This window comes from Streptomyces sp. NPDC058812 (genome assembly GCF_042744565.1).
GTDB classification, from domain to species: Bacteria; Actinomycetota; Actinomycetes; order Streptomycetales; family Streptomycetaceae; genus Streptomyces; species Streptomyces thinghirensis.
In genome coordinates this window covers 1-17,867 of record NZ_JBHYOB010000009.1, presented here as the reverse complement: position 1 = coordinate 17,867, position 17,867 = coordinate 1, and the positions used below count along the sequence as shown (strand labels likewise).

At 71.4% G+C, this 17,867-nt stretch carries 17 protein-coding genes; 10 read left to right on the top strand and 7 right to left on the bottom strand.

What is annotated here, in order from left to right; genetic code table 11:
- Window positions 1-3: 3 nt before the first annotated feature.
- A complete protein-coding gene (gene ychF / locus ACFW48_RS19890) occupies window positions 4-1,092 on the bottom strand; it encodes a redox-regulated ATPase YchF (RefSeq protein ID WP_386316351.1) in 1,089 nt (362 codons plus the stop codon).
- Window positions 1,093-1,278: 186 nt separating this feature from the next.
- Here ychF and ACFW48_RS19885 point away from each other — a divergent pair, with 186 nt between their 5' ends.
- Window positions 1,279-1,914, top strand: coding sequence for a DUF6542 domain-containing protein (locus tag ACFW48_RS19885; protein WP_386316349.1), 636 nt, complete (start codon window positions 1,279-1,281; stop codon window positions 1,912-1,914).
- Between the two features lie 8 nt (window positions 1,915-1,922).
- Here the strand turns inward: ACFW48_RS19885 and ppgK are convergent, their stop codons facing one another.
- Both ppgK and ACFW48_RS19875 read right to left on the bottom strand, forming a co-directional pair.
- Window positions 1,923-2,687, bottom strand: coding sequence for a polyphosphate--glucose phosphotransferase (gene ppgK / locus ACFW48_RS19880; RefSeq protein ID WP_386316347.1), 765 nt, complete (start codon window positions 2,685-2,687; stop codon window positions 1,923-1,925).
- A 29-nt stretch (window positions 2,688-2,716) separates the two neighbouring features.
- Window positions 2,717-3,733, bottom strand: a complete 1,017-nt coding sequence (locus ACFW48_RS19875) for a 4-hydroxy-3-methylbut-2-enyl diphosphate reductase (protein ID WP_386316345.1) — start codon at window positions 3,731-3,733, stop codon at window positions 2,717-2,719.
- A gap of 128 nt (window positions 3,734-3,861) precedes the next feature.
- Here ACFW48_RS19875 and ACFW48_RS19870 point away from each other — a divergent pair, with 128 nt between their 5' ends.
- The 3 genes from ACFW48_RS19870 to ACFW48_RS19860 all read left to right on the top strand — a co-directional run bounded on the left by ACFW48_RS19870 (window position 3,862) and on the right by ACFW48_RS19860 (window position 6,775).
- The gene (locus ACFW48_RS19870; protein ID WP_386316343.1) at window positions 3,862-5,235 is read left to right on the top strand and encodes an APC family permease; all 1,374 of its coding nucleotides are present in this window, start codon (window positions 3,862-3,864) and stop codon (window positions 5,233-5,235) included.
- Between the two features lie 76 nt (window positions 5,236-5,311).
- Window positions 5,312-6,520 carry an exodeoxyribonuclease VII large subunit gene (xseA, locus tag ACFW48_RS19865; protein WP_386316341.1) on the top strand — a complete coding sequence of 403 codons (1,209 nt, stop codon included), beginning with the start codon at window positions 5,312-5,314 and terminating at the stop codon, window positions 6,518-6,520.
- Window positions 6,521-6,529: 9 nt separating this feature from the next.
- The gene (locus ACFW48_RS19860; protein ID WP_386316339.1) at window positions 6,530-6,775 is read left to right on the top strand and encodes an exodeoxyribonuclease VII small subunit; all 246 of its coding nucleotides are present in this window, start codon (window positions 6,530-6,532) and stop codon (window positions 6,773-6,775) included.
- Window positions 6,776-6,815: 40 nt separating this feature from the next.
- Here the strand turns inward: ACFW48_RS19860 and ACFW48_RS19855 are convergent, their stop codons facing one another.
- Window positions 6,816-7,043, bottom strand: coding sequence for a DUF4287 domain-containing protein (locus tag ACFW48_RS19855; protein ID WP_386316337.1), 228 nt, complete (start codon window positions 7,041-7,043; stop codon window positions 6,816-6,818).
- Window positions 7,044-7,266: 223 nt separating this feature from the next.
- Between ACFW48_RS19855 and ACFW48_RS19850 the strand changes: the two genes are divergently transcribed.
- A complete protein-coding gene (locus tag ACFW48_RS19850) occupies window positions 7,267-7,857 on the top strand; it encodes a malonic semialdehyde reductase (protein WP_386316335.1) in 591 nt (196 codons plus the stop codon).
- A 79-nt stretch (window positions 7,858-7,936) separates the two neighbouring features.
- On the opposite strand, the gene ACFW48_RS19845 is transcribed toward ACFW48_RS19850, so the two are convergent.
- Entirely contained in the window at window positions 7,937-8,461 is a 525-nt protein-coding gene (locus ACFW48_RS19845) for a DUF4245 domain-containing protein (RefSeq protein WP_386316839.1), read from the bottom strand.
- Window positions 8,462-8,596: 135 nt separating this feature from the next.
- Here ACFW48_RS19845 and glpX point away from each other — a divergent pair, with 135 nt between their 5' ends.
- Entirely contained in the window at window positions 8,597-9,628 is a 1,032-nt protein-coding gene (glpX, locus tag ACFW48_RS19840) for a class II fructose-bisphosphatase (RefSeq protein ID WP_386316333.1), read from the top strand.
- 179 nt (window positions 9,629-9,807) lie between these two features.
- Here glpX and ACFW48_RS19835 read toward each other — a convergent pair whose 3' ends face one another.
- On the bottom strand, window positions 9,808-10,185 hold the full coding sequence (locus ACFW48_RS19835; RefSeq protein ID WP_003973931.1) for a WhiB family transcriptional regulator: 378 nt from the start codon (window positions 10,183-10,185) through the stop codon (window positions 9,808-9,810).
- Between the two features lie 104 nt (window positions 10,186-10,289).
- Window positions 10,290-10,997: a DUF1707 domain-containing protein gene (locus ACFW48_RS19830; RefSeq protein WP_386316331.1), complete on the bottom strand. Its 708-nt coding sequence runs from the start codon at window positions 10,995-10,997 to the stop codon at window positions 10,290-10,292.
- A gap of 249 nt (window positions 10,998-11,246) precedes the next feature.
- Between ACFW48_RS19830 and ACFW48_RS19825 the strand changes: the two genes are divergently transcribed.
- From ACFW48_RS19825 to ACFW48_RS19810, 4 genes are all read left to right on the top strand, one after another.
- Entirely contained in the window at window positions 11,247-12,938 is a 1,692-nt protein-coding gene (locus tag ACFW48_RS19825) for a fumarate hydratase (RefSeq protein WP_386316329.1), read from the top strand.
- Window positions 12,939-13,016: 78 nt separating this feature from the next.
- Window positions 13,017-14,420: a class II fumarate hydratase gene (locus ACFW48_RS19820; protein ID WP_386316327.1), complete on the top strand. Its 1,404-nt coding sequence runs from the start codon at window positions 13,017-13,019 to the stop codon at window positions 14,418-14,420.
- A gap of 100 nt (window positions 14,421-14,520) precedes the next feature.
- The gene (locus tag ACFW48_RS19815) at window positions 14,521-15,237 is read left to right on the top strand and encodes a DUF402 domain-containing protein (RefSeq protein WP_386316325.1); all 717 of its coding nucleotides are present in this window, start codon (window positions 14,521-14,523) and stop codon (window positions 15,235-15,237) included.
- A 280-nt stretch (window positions 15,238-15,517) separates the two neighbouring features.
- Window positions 15,518-17,656: a SpoIIE family protein phosphatase gene (locus ACFW48_RS19810; RefSeq protein ID WP_386316323.1), complete on the top strand. Its 2,139-nt coding sequence runs from the start codon at window positions 15,518-15,520 to the stop codon at window positions 17,654-17,656.
- Window positions 17,657-17,867 lie beyond the last annotated feature (211 nt).

The window sequence follows — 17,867 nt, the reverse complement described above, 5'->3', positions numbered from 1 at the left end:
CCGCTACACGTTGAAGCGGAACTCCACCACGTCCCCGTCCTGCATCACGTAGTCCTTGCCCTCCATGCGCGCCTTGCCCTTGGCGCGGGCCTCCGCGACCGAGCCGGTGGTCACCAGGTCGTCGAAGGAGATGACCTCGGCCTTGATGAAGCCCTTCTGGAAGTCGGTGTGGATGACACCGGCGGCCTCGGGGGCGGTGGCGCCCTTGTTGATGGTCCAGGCGCGGGATTCCTTGGGGCCGGCGGTCAGGTAGGTCTGCAGGCCGAGGGTGCGGAAGCCGACGTGGGCGAGGGTGGCGAGGCCGGGCTCCTCCTGGCCGACGGACTGGAGGAGCTCCAGGGCCTCGTCCTCCTCCAGCTCCGCGAGGTCCGCCTCCAGCTTGGCGTTGAGGAAGATCGCCTCGGCGGGGGCGACCAGGGCGCGCTGCTCGTCCTTGAAGTCCTCGTCGGTCAGCTCGTCCTCGTCGACGTTGAAGACGTAGAGGAAGGGCTTGGTGGTGAGGAGGTGCAGGTCGTGGAGGAGCTCGGCGCGCTCGCTGCCCTGGAGGATGCCGTGCGCGAAGAGCGTGTCGCCCTTCTCCAGGATCTCCTTGGCCTCCTCGACCGCCTTGACCTTGGGCTGGATGTCCTTCTTGATCCGGGACTCCTTCTGGAGGCGCGGGAGGACCTTCTCGATGGTCTGGAGGTCGGCGAGGATCAGCTCGGTGTTGATCGTCTCGATGTCGTCCTTGGGTGAGACCTTGCCGTCGACGTGGACGACGTTCTCGTCCTTGAAGGCGCGGATGACCTGGCAGATCGCGTCGGACTCGCGGATGTTGGCGAGGAACTTGTTGCCCAGGCCCTCGCCCTCGCTCGCGCCGCGCACGATGCCCGCGATGTCGACGAAGTCGACCGTCGCCGGGAGGACCTTGTCCGAGGAGAAGATCTCGGCCAGCTTGGCCAGGCGGGGGTCCGGGACGCCCACGACGCCGACGTTCGGCTCGATCGTGGCGAACGGGTAGTTGGCCGCGAGCACGTCGTTCTTGGTCAGGGCGTTGAACAGGGTCGACTTGCCGACATTCGGCAGACCGACGATTCCGATCGTGAGCGACACGTTGCGACTTCCCGTACGTGAGGATGCGGAGGGGTGGAGCGGGTGGGGCGGGCCAGGCAGGGGCCGATCCACCAGTCTACGGGGTGGCCGGTACCGGCCCCGCGCGGTGTCGAACGCTGGGCCAAGCTGTGCCCGACGGCGTGTCTGTCGGGCTATTCGGCACATAAACCGACCTAAGTTGGTCCAGTGGAGCAACACAGGACGCGACCTGCGCAGTACGGACCGCGACGGGGCCGGGCGCCGCTGCCCCCGCAGGGGCGGGGAGCGGGCGGCGCCGGGGTCGGGCGGGCCGTCGCGCGCCCGGTCGGGGCGGGTGCGGGGGGCGGCGGTCCGCGTAGACCGGCCGCGGCACGCCCCGCGACGCCGCGGCCGGCGGCGCGGTCCGGTTCTCCGGTGGCGCGGGCGGTGCGCGCCCTGCGCGGGATGCCCAATCCACGGCTGACCGGGCTGGGCAGCGGCCTGTTCTGCGCGGCGGTGATGCTGGTGCTCGGTTTCCTCGACCAGTTGCTGTTCGGCGCGTCCCTGACGGTGTACGGCGTGCTGTTCCTGCCGGTGTGCCTGCTCACCGCGCTCTGGGTGCGCAAGGGGGACCTGCTGACCGCCCCCGTCGTCGTGCCGATCGCCTTCGCCGTGGGCCTGGTGACCGTCGCCGAGAGCGGCAAGGGGGTGCCGGGGCGGCTGATGGGGCTCGTCACCGCCCTGGCCACCGAGGCGGGCTGGCTGTACGGCGGGACACTGGTCGCGGGGTCGACCGTGATCGTCCGGAGGGTCCGGCTGCTGCGGCGCCGCCGGGCCGCCGTCCGGGCCCGTACGCCCGCGTGACGGCGGGTTCAGCCCGCGGCCCGCCGGCCGGCTCCCTCCGCCGCCCGCATCGCCGCGCCCACGATCCCGGCGTTGTTCTGGAGCTGCGCGGGGACGATCTCGGCCTGGACGCCCTCGATGTAGTGCAGGAATTTGTGCGCCTTGCGGCTGACCCCGCCGCCGATGACGAACAGCTCGGGTGAGAACAGCATCTCGACGTGGGCGAGGTAGTGCTGCACCCGGTGGGCCCAGTGCTCCCAGGACAGGTCGTGGTCCTCCTTGACCTTGCTGGAGGCGCGCTTCTCCGCGTCGTGGCCGTCCAGCTCCAGGTGGCCCAGCTCGCTGTTCGGGACGAGGACGCCGTCGGTGAAGACGGCGCTGCCGATGCCGGTGCCGAAGGTGAGCAGGACGACCGTGCCCTTCCGGTCGCGGCCGGCGCCGAAGTGCATCTCGGCGACGCCCGCCGCGTCCGCGTCGTTGACGACCGTCACGTCGAGCCCGCCGAGCCGCTCACTGAACAGGGCGCGCGCGTCCGTGTCGACCCAGCTCTTGTCGACGTTGGCCGCCGTGCGGACCATGGCGCCGCCCGTGACCACACCCGGGAAGGTGAGTCCGACCGGTCCGGTCCAGCCGAAGTGCTCGACGACCTGTTTCACCCCGTCGGCCACGCCGTCGGGGGTCGCCGGGTGCGGGGTCAGTACCTTGCAGCGCTCCTGGGCCAGGGCGCCCCTGTCGAGGTCCACAGGGGCGCCCTTGATCCCGGATCCGCCGATGTCCACGCCGAAGATCTGCATGGCACCACGTTACGACGGACGACTGACGGTCACGCCCCGGCCGTGCCCGAGCCGCCCCGCTGCGCCACCAGGGACGCCGCCTCCTCGCGCAGGTCGCGGCGGAGTTCCTTGGGCAGCGAGAAGATGATCGACTCCTCGGCGGCCTTGACGATCTCCACGTCCTCGAAGCCGCGCTGCGACAGCCACTCCAGGACCTGCTCGACCAGCACGTCCGGGACGGAGGCGCCGGAGGTGACGCCGACCGTGGTGACGCCCTCCAGCCAGGACTCGTCGATCTCGTCGGCGAAGTCCACCAGGTACGCCGCGCGGGAGCCCGCCTGCTTGGCGACCTCGACGAGGCGCTTGGAGTTGGAGGAGTTGCGCGAGCCGACCACGATCACCAGCTCGGCCTCGGCGCCCATCTGCTTCACGGCGAGCTGGCGGTTCTGCGTGGCGTAGCAGATGTCGTCGCTCGGCGGGGAGATGAGCTGCGGGAACTTTTCCTTGAGCGCGTCGACGGTCTCCATGGTCTCGTCGACGGAGAGGGTGGTCTGGGAGAGCCAGACCACCTTCGACGGGTCGCGGACCTCGACCTTGGCGACGTCCTCGGGGCCGTCGACGAGCTGGATGTGGTCGGGGGCCTCGCCGGAGGTGCCGATGACCTCCTCGTGGCCCTCGTGGCCGATCAGGAGGATGTCGTAGTCGTCGTCCGCGAAACGGACGGCTTCCTTGTGCACCTTGGTGACGAGCGGGCAGGTGGCGTCGATGGTGGCGAGCTTGCCGCGCTCGGCCTCCTCGTGGACGACGGGGGCCACACCGTGCGCGGAGAACATGACGATGTTCCCCTCGGGGACCTCCTCCGTCCGCTCGACGAAGATGGCGCCCTTCTTCTCCAGGGTCTGGACGACGTACTTGTTGTGGACGATCTCGTGCCGGACGTAGACCGGAGCCCCGTACTGCTCCAGGGCTTTCTCGACGGCGATCACGGCGCGGTCCACACCCGCGCAGTAGCCACGGGGGGCGGCGAGCAGGACACGGCGGCCAGGCGAAGCAGTCATGGCACCCATCGTAAGGCCGCGTTCGGCGGGTCAAAGATCGCGTGGGTACGACGTCGCCCGGGAGACTGACGGGGACGTTGAAGGGGACGCTGACGGGGGCGTTCCGAGGCACAGTCCGATGCGCTGGCGGAGGCACGATGTCCGAGACCGGTACGGCGGCCCAGGGGGCCGGTGAGGAACACCAGCTGAAGCGCAGCCTGGGCTTCAGGGACCTGGTCGTCTACGGGCTCCTGTTCATCGCGCCCATGGCGCCGGTCGGCGTGTTCGGCACGCTGGACGCCAAGTCGCACGGCGCGGTGGCTCTGGTGTACGTCGTCGCCACGATCGCGATGGCGTTCACCGCATTCAGCTACGCGCAGATGGTGCGGGTGGTCCCCCAGGCGGGGTCGGTGTTCGCGTACGCGCGCGCGGGGCTCGGCAACGGGGCCGGTTTCGTCGCCGGCTGGATGGCGATGCTGGACTACGTCCTCATCCCGGCGGTGGCGTACCTCTTCTCCGGCATCGCGATGGAGGCGCTGGTTCCGGAGGTGTCGCGGTGGGTGTGGACGGCGATCGCGGTGGTCGTCACGACGCTGCTGAACCTGTGGGGGGTGCGCGCGGCGGCCCGGGTGGGCTTCCTGGTGCTCGCCATGGAGATCGTGGTCCTGGTGGTGTTCGTGGTGGCGGCGATCGTGGTCCTCGCGCGCGACGGTGCCGAGCGGGGCTGGCTGTCGCCGCTGTCCGGGGACGGCACGCAGGGGGCGTTCGCGCTGTCGGCGGTCGTCGGCGCGGTGTCGGTCGCGGTGCTGTCGTACCTGGGTTTCGACGCGATCGCGACCTTCGCGGAGGAGGTCACCGGCGGCTCGGCGAAGGTCGCGCGTGCGCTGCTGTTCTGCCTGGCGCTGGCGGGCGTGCTGTTCGTGGCGCAGACGTATCTGGTGGCGCTGCTGGAGCCGGTGTCGTCGGCGCAACTGGCGGCGGAGCCGGAGCGGCAGGGGTCGGCGTTCTACGACGCCGTGGACGCGTCGGTCGGAACGTGGCTGCACGACCTGGTGGCGGTGAGCAAGGCGATCGGCGCTGCGTTCGCGGCGCTGGCCGGGCAGGCGGCGGCCGGGCGGCTGCTCTTCGCGATGGGCCGCGACCGGCGGCTGCCGAAGGCGCTGTCGCGGACGGACTCCGGGGTGCCGCGCGTGGCGCTGCTGGTCGCCGCCGTGATCACCATGGTGGCGGCGGTGTGGGCGGCGCGCCGGGACGACGGTCTCGACCATCTGGTCTCGGTGGTCGACGTCGGCGCCCTGACCGCGTTCACGATGCTCCACGCGAGCGTGGTGGGCTGGTTCGTCGTCCGGCGCCTCGGTGGCACGGTGAGCTGGTGGCGCCACGCGCTGATTCCGGTGCTGGGGGCGGCGATCACCATCGCGGTGATCGTGGAGGCGTCGAGGACCGCGCAGGTGGTCGGGGCGATCTGGCTGGTGGTGGGGTTGGTGGTACTGGCGGTGCAGGCACGCGGGAGGCGCTCGGTGGGGGCGTGAGGCGGGTGAGCCGGGCCCGGCGAAGGGCGACGCGTGCCGGGGCGGGTTGTCACACCCGGCCGTTACGCTCGGGCGCATGGCTGTTAACTCGACTCCCGAAGCCCCGCTGCCCGTGGGCGAGGTGTCACGGCTGATCGGGGGCTGGATCGACCGGCTCGGCGCGGTGTGGGTCGAGGGTCAGATCACGCAGTTGTCGCGGCGGCCGGGTGCCGGTGTCGTCTTCCTGACGCTGCGCGACCCGTCGTACGACATCTCCGTGAGCGTGACCTGCTACCGGCAGGTGTTCGACGCGGTGGCGGACGTGGTGGGCGAGGGCGCGCGCGTCGTCGTACACGCCAAGCCGGAGTGGTACGCCCCGCGTGGCCAGCTGTCGCTGCGGGCCGCCGAGATCAAGCCGGTGGGTGTCGGGGAGCTGCTCGCTCGCCTGGAGCAGCTGAAGAAGGCACTCGCGCGCGAGGGACTGTTCGCGCCGGAGCGGAAGAAGCCGCTGCCGTTCCTGCCGCAGCTGATCGGCCTGGTGTGCGGGCGGGCGTCGGCGGCCGAGCGGGACGTCCTGGAGAACGCCCGGCACCGCTGGCCCGCCGTCCGCTTCGAGGTGCGCAATGTCCCCGTGCAGGGCGTGCACGCCGTGCCGCAGGTGGTGCAGGCGGTGAAGGAGCTGGACGCGATGGACGACGTGGACGTGATCGTCGTCGCGCGGGGTGGCGGCAGCGTGGAGGATCTGCTGCCGTTCTCCGACGAGCAGCTGGTGCGGGCGGTCGCCGCGTGCCGTACGCCGGTCGTCTCGGCGATCGGCCACGAGCCGGACAATCCGCTGCTTGACCATGTCGCCGACCTGCGCGCCTCCACGCCGACCGACGCCGCCAAGAAGGTCGTGCCGGACGTCGGCGAGGAGTACGAGCGGGTGCGCCAGCTGCGGGACCGCGCCCGGCGCTGCGTGGCGGCCTACGTCGACCGCGAGGAGCGGGGACTGGCCCACGCGCTGGCCCGGCCGTCGATACAGGATCCGCACCGGATGATCGACGAGCGGGCCGAGCAGGTGACGGCGCTGCTGGAGCGGGGCCGCCGTTCGCTGCGGCACCACCTCGACCGGGCCGACTCCGAGCTGACGCACACGCACGCGCGCGTGGTGGCCCTCTCCCCCGCCGCGACCCTGAAGCGCGGGTACGCCGTGCTGCAGCGGGCCGACGGCCACGCCGTCCGTGACCCGGGCGAGGTGGAGCCGGGTGAGACGCTCCGCGCACGCGTCTCCGAGGGAGATTTCTCCGTACGAGTCGACGCATAGGGTGGGTGGATGACCAGCGAGGTGGAGCAGCCGACGGCCGTGTCCGAGGCGCTCGGGTACGAGCAGGCGAGAGACGAGCTGATCGAGGTCGTACGGCGGCTGGAGGCCGGCGGTACGACGCTGGAGGAGTCCCTCGCCCTGTGGGAGCGGGGCGAGGAGCTGGCGAAGGTCTGCCGCCGCTGGCTGGACGGCGCCCGGGCCCGCCTCGACGCGGCGCTGGCCGAGGAGGCCGGGGCGGAGGACGAGGACCGCTAGGGCCGCCCGCGCGGGGAGGACGGGCTGCTTCCCGCTTGCCCTACTTCCCGCCGCCCTGCTCCCCGCTGTCCTCGGCCAGGGTGTGCGCGACGAGCGCGTTGGCGTGTCCGTGGCCCAGTGCGTGCTCGGTCTTGAGCCAGGCGACGAGCTCCATGTGCTTGGTGAGCGACGAGGAGCGGATCAGCTCCTTCCACTCCGCGACCGGGCGGCCGTACTTCTTCTCGATCGACGGGAAGTAGGAGGCGGGGCCCTTGACGGTGGCGGTCATGTCGGTGCGCTCCCTGGGTGCGAGTGACGGTGAACTGCCCTGTAGGACCGCGGTCGGCGACGGAAGTGATCGCCAACCGCAAGTGATCCACGTCACTGTGAAGCGGATCACCACACTCCCTTTTTGGTTGAAGCTTGAACTTCTTTGTCGTAGCGTCGCCCTTGTCAACGGCTCCCCGCCGACCTGCGCGGAGCGCCGACGCACACCCCGAGGAAGATCACGTATGTCTCTCGTTCTTGACCCCGCCGCCCAGGATCTGCTGTTCCGCGAGGCCCGCACCGCGAACACCTTCACCGACGAGCCGGTGACCGACGAGCAGGTGCAGGCGATCTACGACCTGGTCAAGTACGGCCCTACCGCCTTCAACCAGTCGCCGCTGCGCATCACGCTGGTCCGCTCCCCCGAGGCCCGCGAGCGTCTCGTCCAGCACATGGCCGAGGGCAACCGGCCCAAGACGGCCGCCGCCCCGCTGGTCGCGATCCTGTCGGCGGACAACGAGTTCCACGAGGAACTGCCCGCGCTCTTCCCGCACTTCCCGCAGGCCAAGGACGCCTTCTTCAGCGAGCGCCCGGTGCGCGAGGGCGCCGCCACGCTGAACGCCGCCCTGCAGGCCGCGTACTTCATCGTCGGCGTCCGCGCCGCGGGTCTCGCCGCCGGCCCGATGACCGGCCTCGACTTCGAGGGCGTCCGCAAGGAGTTCCTGGACGACGACCACACCCCGCTGATGGTCGTCAACATCGGCCGGCCGGGCCCGGACGCCTGGTTCCCGCGTTCCCCGCGCCTGGCGTACGACCAGGTCGTCACCACGGTCTGAGCCGCGCGACCCGATGACGTGACGAAGCCCCCGGCGAGGTGCCGGGGGCTTCGTCACGTCATCGGCCTGCGGCGGAGGCTCACGTCAGCTTCAGCGCCGCCGCCATCCTGCTCAGCTGGTCGAACGAGCCCGTACCCGCCACGACCGTCGTCGCGCCCTTCATTCCGTCCGCGTCGTGCAGCACCAGCGCGTCGTACCGGCCGCCCGTGTACCGGGTCCACGTCCGGCCGCCGATCTCCTGAGTCGCCTCGGTCTCCCGTGCTCCCTGGCTGGCGTCGTCGATGAACGTGGACGGCTTCTGCGTGGACTGCTCGATCGCCACGTACTCGCCGTCCGGGGCGTGGAAGCCCAGGTGCCATGCCTCGAACTCGTCACCCCGGAAGCGGACGGAGGTCGGCTTCCAGTCCTTGGAGAGGCCCTCCGGCGCTGCCACCGGGTACGACGCCGCGCGCTGCGCGGTGAGCAGCTCGACCCGGTAGTCCACCCGCTTGACGGGGGGCTCGCCGTCGTCGTGCGGAATGAAGATCCAGATCACGCCCGCCGCGAGCACGATGAGCCCGAGGGAGAGGATCATGTCCCGGGCCGACTTCTGCTTGCCTTGCATACCTGCCACGCCCCCTATCGTCGCAGGTGCCTGGTCCGCTCATACGTGGGGTCCCCTGCTCATTTTGTCGGACTGACGATAGAGTGCGGCTCACACCCTCATCCGGCCGTCGTCGTATCAGAAAGGTGCGCTCCGATGACCGAGCATCATCTGCCGTCCGAGCTGGACGTCCCCTCAGAGGCCCCCGACCGCAACCTCGCCATGGAACTCGTGCGGGTCACCGAAGCCGCGGCGATGGCCGCCGGCCGCTGGGTCGGGCGCGGCGACAAGAACGGCGCCGACGGCGCCGCGGTGCGCGCCATGCGGACCCTCGTCCACACCGTCTCGATGAACGGCGTCGTCGTCATCGGCGAGGGCGAGAAGGACGAGGCCCCGATGCTCTTCAACGGGGAGCGGGTCGGCGACGGGACCGGGGCCGAGGTCGACATCGCCGTCGACCCGATCGACGGCACCACGCTGACCGCCAACGGCATGACCAACGCCATCGCGGTGCTGGCCGCCGCCGAGCGGGGCTCCATGTTCGACCCGTCCGCGGTCTTCTACATGGACAAGCTGGTCACCGGGCCGGAGGCCGCCGACTTCGTCGACATCAACGCGCCCGTGTCCGTGAACATCCGCCGGATCGCCAAGGCCAAGCGACGCACCCCCGAGGACGTCACCGTCGTCATCCTCGACCGACCCCGGCACCAGGGCCTCATCAAGGAGGTCCGGGAGACCGGCGCCCGCATCAAGCTGATCTCCGACGGCGACGTGGCCGGCTCGATCCTGGCGCTGCGCGAGGGCACCGGCATCGACCTGCTGCTCGGCGTCGGCGGCACGCCGGAGGGCATCATCTCGGCCTGCGCCGTGAAGTGCCTGGGCGGCACCATCCAGGGCAAGCTGTGGCCCAAGGACGACGAGGAACGGCAGCGCGCGATCGACGCCGGGCACGACCTGGACCGCGTGCTGACCACCGACGACCTGGTCTCCGGGGACAACGTCTTCTTCGTCGCGACCGGCATCACCGACGGTGAGCTGCTGCGCGGGGTGCGGTACCGGTCCGAGATCGCCACGACCGACTCGATCGTGATGCGGTCCAAGTCGGGCACGGTGCGGCGGATCGACTCCGAGCACCGGCTGAGCAAGCTGCGGGCGTACAGCGCGGTGGATTTCGACCGGGCGAAGTGACTCCGCCGGTTTCGCGGGGCGCCCTCTGAGGTGGGGAGTTCCTGTCTCGTGGCGAGTGCGGGCGCGCTGTGGCTGGTCACGCCCGCGCGGCGGAGCCGCAGATCAGACACAGCCCCGCGCCCGTGGCGTCAAAAGGGCACCCTCGGTGCGGTGAGGGTGCCCTTTCGCGTGCCTGGGTTCTATCCGGCCGCCGCTATGCGGCCCGTCGTACGGGCGGCGTTCTTCAGCTCCACGTCGCGGCGGCGGCGGCGGGCCAGGACCACGCGGCGTTCGGCGGCGGTGAGGCCGCCCCAGACGCCGTAGGGCTCGGGCTGCAGGAGGGCGTGCTCGCGGCACTCGACCATGACCGGGCAGCGCGCGCAGACGCGCTTGGCCGCCTCCTCGCGGGAGAGCCGGGCGGCGGTGGGTTCCTTGGAGGGTGCGAAGAACAGTCCGGCCTCGTCGCGCCGGCACACCGCCTCGGTGTGCCAGGGAGCGTCTTGGTCCCTGTCCCGCACGGGCACCCGCTGGGCCGGAACGGCGGCTACCTGCAGGGACGAATGCGGCGGTTGCAGCACGGTCTACTCCTGACGACGGCTTCGCGAGCGAGAGACGATGCGTCAAGGCTTACCCGTTGTACGCGCGCCTATGCACTGGGTTTCCAACCGCCGCCGGTGCCGCGCTACAGGTGCTTGCGCAAACCCTTGTCGACCTTGCGGTGCACCCGGTCGAGGATGTCCGCGACGACCCTGCCGCGCTTGGGACGCGCCTCGACGCTGCCCAGCACCGCCCAGCCGTCCACGTAGATGACGGGGGCCTCGGCCTCGGCCGAGTCGAGTGTGTGGACCTCGAAGCTGCCGAGCACGCCGCCGCCCGCGCCGCGCAGCGACACGTTCTCCGGGACGCGCACCTCGACGCTGCCGAAGATCGAGAACGCCTTGATCACGACCTGCTGGTGCTCGAAGACCGCCTCGCTGAGGTCTATCTCGACGCTGCCGAAGACCGCGTACGCGTGGATACGGCGGCTCGCCCGCCAGCGGCCCTTGCGGACCGCGCTGCTGAACACCGCCACCAGGTTCTCGTCGGCTTCGGCCGGGATGGCGCCGGCGGTGGGGCGGTTGGGAGCCGGAGCGGCGCCCGTGCCCCGCCCGGCGTGCGCGGCGGGCAGGTCCTGGACGAAGACGTCCAGCTCACCGACCGTCCTGGCGGCCAGCACGCCCTCGACGCGCTCGGCGTGCTCCTCGGCGGTGAGCCGTCCCTCGGCGAGGGCCTCGCGCAGCATGTCGGTGACGCGGTCTCGGTCGGCGTCCGAGGCGCGCATCTCGGAGACGGGCGCTGCGGTGCCGCGCGGTGCCGCGTCCTGCGGTTGGGCGTGCTTCTGAAGGTCCACGGCAGCAGCGTACCGAAACGCGATAGATCGCGACTACCCCTGTGGACAACCTTGTCTCAACTCTGTGCCCGACACCGTGCGCGGCTCTGCGCCCGACACCGTGCGCGGCTCTGCGCGCGACCTACTGAGCCTTACCTCACAAGCTCGTCCCCGACGGCAGGTTTTACGCTGGTGGACGCTGCCAATGGAGGCGAGCCGTCGTTGCTGAGGAATTCAGCCGCGCGTGATGCCGAGTGAGGAATGGGCGAGATGCCTGAGTTCGCGTACACCGATCTGCTCCCCCAGGGAGAGGACACCACTCCGTACCGGCTGGTGACCTCCGAGGGTGTCTCCACCTTCGAGGCCGACGGGCGGACCTTCCTCAAGGTGGAGCCCGAGGCGCTGCGCAAGCTGGCCGAGGAGGCCATCCACGACATCCAGCACTACCTGCGCCCGGCCCACCTGGCGCAGCTGCGCCGCATCATCGACGACCCCGAGGCGTCGGGCAACGACAAGTTCGTGGCGCTGGACCTGCTGAAGAACGCGAACATCGCGGCGGCGGGCGTGCTGCCGATGTGCCAGGACACCGGCACGGCGATCGTCATGGGCAAGCGCGGCCAGAACGTCCTGACGGCGGGCGGCGACGAGGAGGCCCTGAGCCGGGGCATCTACGACGCGTACAAGAACCTGAACCTGCGCTACTCGCAGATGGCTCCGCTCACCATGTGGGAGGAGAAGAACACCGGCTCCAACCTCCCGGCCCAGATCGAGCTGTACGCGACCGACGGCGGCGCCTACAAGTTCCTGTTCATGGCGAAGGGCGGGGGCTCGGCCAACAAGTCGTTCCTCTACCAGGAGACGAAGGCCGTCCTGAACGAGGCCTCCATGATGAAGTTCCTGGAGGAGAAGATCCGCTCGCTGGGCACGGCCGCCTGCCCGCCGTACCACCTGGCGATCGTGGTCGGCGGCACGTCGGCGGAGTACGCGCTGAAGACCGCGAAGTACGCCTCCGCGCACTACCTGGACGAGATCCCCGCCGAGGGTTCGGAGCTCGGACACGGCTTCCGGGACCAGGACCTGGAGGAGAAGGTCTTCGAGCTGACGCAGAAGATCGGCATCGGCGCGCAGTTCGGCGGCAAGTACTTCTGCCACGACGTGCGCGTGGTGCGGCTGCCGCGGCACGGCGCGTCCTGCCCGGTCGCCATCGCGGTGTCCTGCTCGGCGGACCGGCAGGCGGTCGCGAAGATCACCGCCGAGGGCGTCTTCCTGGAGCAGCTGGAGACCGACCCCGCGCGGTTCCTGCCGGAGACCACGGACGAGCAGCTGGCGGAGGAGGGCGCCCGCGGCGAAGCCGCTGATCGGCAGAGTGTCAAGGTCGACCTCAACCAGCCCATGGACGACATCCTGGCCGAGCTGACGAAGCACCCGGTCAAGACCCGGCTGTCGCTGACCGGCCCGCTGGTCGTGGCGCGTGACATCGCGCACGCCAAGATCAAGGAGCGCCTGGACGCGGGCGAGGAGATGCCGCAGTACCTGAAGGACCACCCGGTGTACTACGCCGGTCCGGCGAAGACGCCGGAGGGGTACGCGTCCGGGTCCTTCGGTCCGACGACGGCCGGGCGCATGGACTCCTACGTGGAGCAGTTCCAGGCGGCGGGCGGCTCCAAGGTGATGCTGGCCAAGGGCAACCGGAGCAAGCAGGTCACGGACGCCTGCGACACGCACGGCGGCTTCTACCTCGGCTCCATCGGCGGACCGGCGGCGCGCCTCGCCCAGGACTGCATCAAGAAGGTCGAGGTCGTCGAGTACGAGGAGCTCGGCATGGAGGCGGTCTGGAAGATCGAGGTGGAGGACTTCCCGGCGTTCATCGTGGTGGACGACAAGGGCAACGACTTCTTCCAGGACCCGGCGCCGGCGCCGACGTTCACGAGCATTCCGGTGCGGGGGCCCGGGCTCGCCTGAGCCCGGCCGGTGACGGTTCACCTCCACGGGGAACAGTGGTCGCATCCAGGACGCTGTGACACGTGGAGGTGATCGTCGATGGCCGACGAGCAGGACAGGACCGAGTACCGCACCGAGCACGACTCCATGGGTGAGGTGCGGGTTCCCGCCCACGCCAAGTGGCGTGCCCAGACGCAGCGGGCGGTGCAGAACTTCCCCGTGTCCGGGCAGCGCATCGAACGCGCCCACATCGAGGCACTCGCCCGGATCAAGGGCGCGGCGGCCAAGGTCAACGCCGAGCTGGGGGTCCTGGACCAGGACGTCGCCGGCGCGATCCAGGCGGCGGCCGGGGAGGTCGCCGAGGGGAAGTGGGACGAGCACTTCCCCGTGGACGTGTTCCAGACGGGGTCGGGGACCTCGTCCAACATGAACACCAACGAGGTCGTCGCCACCCTCGCCACCGAGCGGCTCGGCCGGGACGTGCACCCCAACGACCACGTCAACGCCTCCCAGTCGTCCAACGACGTCTTCCCGTCGTCGATCCACATCGCCGCGACCGCCGCCGTCACCCGTGACCTGATCCCGGCCCTCGACCACCTCGCCGGCGCCCTGGAGCGCAAGGCCGAGGAGTTCGGCGACGTCGTGAAGTCCGGGCGTACGCACCTCATGGACGCCACACCGGTCACGCTGGGGCAGGAGTTCGGCGGATACGCGGCGCAGGTGCGGTACGGCATCGAGCGGCTTCAGGCGTCCCTCCCCCGCCTCGCCGAGCTGCCGCTGGGCGGCACCGCGGTCGGCACCGGCATCAACACCCCGCCCGGCTTCTCCGCCGCCGTCATCGAGGAGGTGGCCCGCGCGACGGGGCTGCCGCTGACCGAGGCGCGCGACCACTTCGAGGCGCAGGGTGCCCGGGACGGGATCGTCGAGACGAGTGGGCAGCTGCGGACCATCGCCGTCGGCCTGACGAAGATCGCCAATGACCTGCGGTGGATGGCGTCCGGGCCGCGGACGGGGCTGGCGGAGATCTCCCTGCCCGACCTCCAGCCGGGGTCGTCCATCATGCCCGGCAAGGTCAACCCGGTGGTCCCCGAGGCCGTGCTCATGGTCGCCGCCCAGGTCACCGGCAACGACGCGACGGTCGCCGCGGCGGGAGCGGCCGGCAACTTCGAGCTGAACGTCATGCTGCCGGTCATCGCCAAGAACGTACTGGAGTCGGTCCGGCTGCTCGCCAACGTCTCGCGGCTGCTGGCCGACCGGACCGTCGACGGCATCGTCGCCCACCGCGAACGGGCCCGCGAGTACGCCGAGTCCTCGCCGTCCGTGGTCACGCCGCTCAACAAGTACATCGGGTACGAGGAGGCCGCCAAGGTCGCCAAGAAGGCGCTGGCCGAGCGGAAGACGATCCGTCAGGTCGTGCTGGAGGGCGGCTACGTCGAGCGCGGCGACCTCACGAACGGGCAGCTGGACGAGGCGCTGGACGTGCTGCGGATGACCCACCCGTGACCGGGTGACCGTCGTAGGGCGCTCGCGAACGCTCGTGGACGTGGGGCGCTCGTCCGCGATCACCGGCGCGCCAGGTGGCAAGGGCACCTAATATCTGTCCATGGCAGACGGTGAAGCGGTGAGCGCGGCGACGGAAGCGGGGGCCGAGGGGGGCGGTCCGGCGGCCCCGGCGGGGTACTGGGCGCCCGGCAGTCGGATCCTGTGGCGCTACCGGGAGAACGGCGGCCCGCACCTCCACATCGTGCGCCCCGTCACCGTCGTACGGGACGACGCCGACCTGCTCGCCGTGTGGCTGGCCCCCGGCACCGACTGCGTGAAGCCGGTACTCGCCGACGGCACGCCCGTGCACCTGGAACCGCTGGTCTCGCGCTACACCAAACCGCGCACCGTGCAGCGCGACCGGTGGTTCGGCACGGGGGTGCTGAAGCTGGCCCGGCCCGGCGATCCCTGGTCGGTGTGGCTGTTCTGGGATCCGGGCTGGCGGTTCAAGAACTGGTACGTGAACCTGGAGGAGCCGCTGGCCCGTTGGGAGGGCGGAGTGGACTCCGAGGACCACTTCCTGGACATCTCCGTCCACCCGGACCGCACCTGGCACTGGCGGGACGAGGACGAGTTCGCCCAGGCCCAGCGGGACCGGCTGATGGACGCCCGGCTCGCCGAGCGGGTGCGGAAGGCGGGCCGTGCCGCGGTGGCGGAGATCCGCGCCTGGGGCTCCCCGTTCGCGGACGGCTGGGAACACTGGCGACCGGATCCGTCCTGGCCGGTACCGTCGCTGCCCGGGGACTGGGACCGCACACCCGCGCACGTGTCCTCATGAGACCCTTGATACGCCCCCGGGCAGGAAACGTAGGATCGTCCTCCGCAAGGGAGCGCGGCACCAACCGGCGGAGCGTGCGCTGTGCTTGACCGATCGTCACCGAGGGGCGGCAGGACGTGAGCGAGAGGTACGAGGGCAACACGGATACGGGCCGCAGACGGCCCGCCGGTGACACAGGAACAGCTTCTGACCACGCGGCGATCCCGTTCCCGGGGCACGTATTCCGGGTATCGGGATCTCTGCGGGACGAACTGCACGCGCCGCGCGCAGTCCCGGACGGATGGATTCGACACGCGTGACGGAGCACCCGACCTCCTTCGACCGCCCCACGGTGGGCGGCGACCCCGCGGATCCCCGCGGGGCGCTCCTGCGTACCCCCGTGCCGCCGCGCGCCCCCGGGTCCGCGTTACCGGCACAGGGGCGCCCCGGAGAGACGCCGCCCCCCGCGGGCGGCGACTCCTCCGGCGCCTTCGAGCACGTCCAGCCGGGCGCCGAGCAGGCCGCCGAGCCCGACACGCACCGCCCGCGGCCCACGTCCGACGGCGTCCCGGCCCAGCCCGGCGGCGCGCAGACCGGAGCGGGGGCCGTCCCCGGAGCCGTACCCGAAGCCGTCGCCGGTTCCGGGACACCGGCGGGGGTGGAGCGCCGTGGCGCGCCGCTGGAGCCGGACCGCCGTACCGGACAGCCCACCGCGCCGGGACAGCCCACGCCCATGCGGCGGGACGGGGACCGGCTGCGGTTCGTGGGAGCCGCGACCCGGCGGATCGCCCGGGGCATGGACCTGGACGAGATCGTGATGGGGCTGTGCCGGGCCACCGTGCCGACGTTCGCGGACGCGATCCTGGTCTATCTGCGCGAGCCGCTGCCGGTCGGCGACGAGCGGCCCACGGGCCCCCTGGTGCTGCGGTTGCGCCGCACCGACCGGATACCGGCCGAACGGGACACCGAGAGCGGCTTCACGCCCGCGGCCCAGCCCGAGCCCTCCGAGCTGGACACGGTCGGCTCCGAGCTGTGCGAGGTGCGGCCGGGCAGCGCGCTCGCCGAGGTGCTGCGCGGGGTGCGACCGGTCTTCACGGACACGCCCGCCGCCCGCGCCGCGCTGCCGGAACTGCTCGGCGACGACCGGGATTTCGCCGTACCCGACGGCCGGCGGGCGATCCTCGCGCCGTTGCGCGGCCGGCGCCGGGTGATCGGGGCCGCGCTGTTCCTGCGCGGCCCGGAGCGCGTCGCCTTCGAGGCCGACGACCTGCTGGTCGCCGCCCAGCTCGCCACGCACAGCGCGCTCGGCATCGACAAGGCGGTGCTGTACGGGCGTGAGGCGTACATCGCCGACGAGTTGCAGCGCACCATGCTCCCGGAGAACCTGCCGCGCTGCACCGGCGTACGGCTCGCCTCCCGCTACCTCCCGGCCGCCGAGACGGCGCGGGTCGGCGGCGACTGGTACGACGCCATCCCGCTGCCCGGCAGCCGGGTCGCGCTGGTCGTCGGGGACGTGATGGGCCACTCCATGACGTCGGCGGCCATCATGGGCCAACTGCGGACCACGGCGCAGACCCTGGCCGGGCTCGACCTGCCCCCGCAGGAGGTGCTGCACCACCTCGACGAGCAGGCCCAGCGCCTGGGCACCGACCGCATGGCGACCTGCCTGTACGCCGTGTACGACCCGGTATCGCACCGCATCACCGTCGCCAACGCCGGACACCCGCCGCCCGTGCTGCTGCACCTGGGCGGCCACGCCGAGGTGCTGCGGGTGCCCGCGGGCGCCCCCATCGGGGTCGGCGGCGTGGACTTCGAGGCCGTCGAGCTGGACGCCCCCGCCGGCGCGACCCTGCTCCTCTACACGGACGGGCTGGTCGAGTCCCGGCTGCGCGACGTGTGGACCGGCATAGAGCAGCTGCGGGAGCGCCTCGCGGCGACCGCGCAGCTCACCGGTCCTGACCATCCGCCGCCCCTGGAAGCCCTGTGCGACGAGGTGCTGGACATGCTCGGCCCGGGCGACCGGGACGATGACATCGCACTGCTCGCCGCCCGCTTCGACGGCATCGCGCCCAGCGACGTGGCGTACTGGTTCCTGGAGCCCGATGACACCGCCCCCGGCCGGGCCCGGCGCCTGGCCCGGCGCGCCCTCGCCCGCTGGGGTATGGAGGACCTCACGGACTCGGTGGAGCTGCTGGTCAGCGAGGTCGTGACCAACGCCGTGCGGTACGCCTCGAAGCCGGTCACCCTGCGGCTGCTGCGCACGGACGTGCTGCGCTGCGAGGTCGGCGACGACGTGCCGCAGCTGCCGCGGCTGCGGCAGGCACGGGCGACCGACGAGGGTGGACGCGGGCTGTACCTGGTGAACCGGCTGGCCCGGCGCTGGGGGGCGACGCGGCTGAGCACCGGGAAGGTGGTCTGGTTCGAGCTGAACCGGGGGTGAGGCATCCACGCGCGAAAGGGCGCCCGGTAGTGGTCACCGGGCGCCCTTCGCGCGTTCCTGCCGTCGGTTATCGCTCCTGCCGGTCCACGTCCGGGAAGAGCGGGTTCTCCGGCTCCGTGGACTCACCGCCGGTCGGCGGTGGTTCGGTGGACGGGCTGTTCGACGGCGACTGCGTCGGCGACTCGGACGGCTCCTCGGTCGTCGGATCGTT

Excerpts from the sequence above, each read along its gene's own strand:
- ACFW48_RS19815 (WP_386316325.1), top strand. The coding sequence starts at position 14,521 with ATGGCAGACGGTGAAGCGGTGAGCGCGGCGACGGAAGCGGGGGCCGAG.
- ACFW48_RS19875 (WP_386316345.1), bottom strand. The coding sequence starts at position 3,733 with ATGGGTGCCATGACTGCTTCGCCTGGCCGCCGTGTCCTGCTCGCCGCC.
- xseA (WP_386316341.1), top strand. The coding sequence starts at position 5,312 with ATGGCTGTTAACTCGACTCCCGAAGCCCCGCTGCCCGTGGGCGAGGTG.
- ACFW48_RS19850 (WP_386316335.1), top strand. The coding sequence starts at position 7,267 with ATGTCTCTCGTTCTTGACCCCGCCGCCCAGGATCTGCTGTTCCGCGAG.
- ACFW48_RS19825 (WP_386316329.1), top strand. The coding sequence starts at position 11,247 with ATGCCTGAGTTCGCGTACACCGATCTGCTCCCCCAGGGAGAGGACACC.
- ACFW48_RS19820 (WP_386316327.1), top strand. The coding sequence starts at position 13,017 with ATGGCCGACGAGCAGGACAGGACCGAGTACCGCACCGAGCACGACTCC.
- ACFW48_RS19860 (WP_386316339.1), top strand. The coding sequence starts at position 6,530 with ATGACCAGCGAGGTGGAGCAGCCGACGGCCGTGTCCGAGGCGCTCGGG.
- ACFW48_RS19855 (WP_386316337.1), bottom strand. The coding sequence starts at position 7,043 with ATGACCGCCACCGTCAAGGGCCCCGCCTCCTACTTCCCGTCGATCGAG.
- ACFW48_RS19810 (WP_386316323.1), top strand. The coding sequence starts at position 15,518 with ATGGATTCGACACGCGTGACGGAGCACCCGACCTCCTTCGACCGCCCC.
- ACFW48_RS19870 (WP_386316343.1), top strand. The coding sequence starts at position 3,862 with ATGTCCGAGACCGGTACGGCGGCCCAGGGGGCCGGTGAGGAACACCAG.
- glpX (WP_386316333.1), top strand. The coding sequence starts at position 8,597 with ATGACCGAGCATCATCTGCCGTCCGAGCTGGACGTCCCCTCAGAGGCC.
- ACFW48_RS19845 (WP_386316839.1), bottom strand. The coding sequence starts at position 8,461 with ATGCAAGGCAAGCAGAAGTCGGCCCGGGACATGATCCTCTCCCTCGGG.
- ppgK (WP_386316347.1), bottom strand. The coding sequence starts at position 2,687 with ATGCAGATCTTCGGCGTGGACATCGGCGGATCCGGGATCAAGGGCGCC.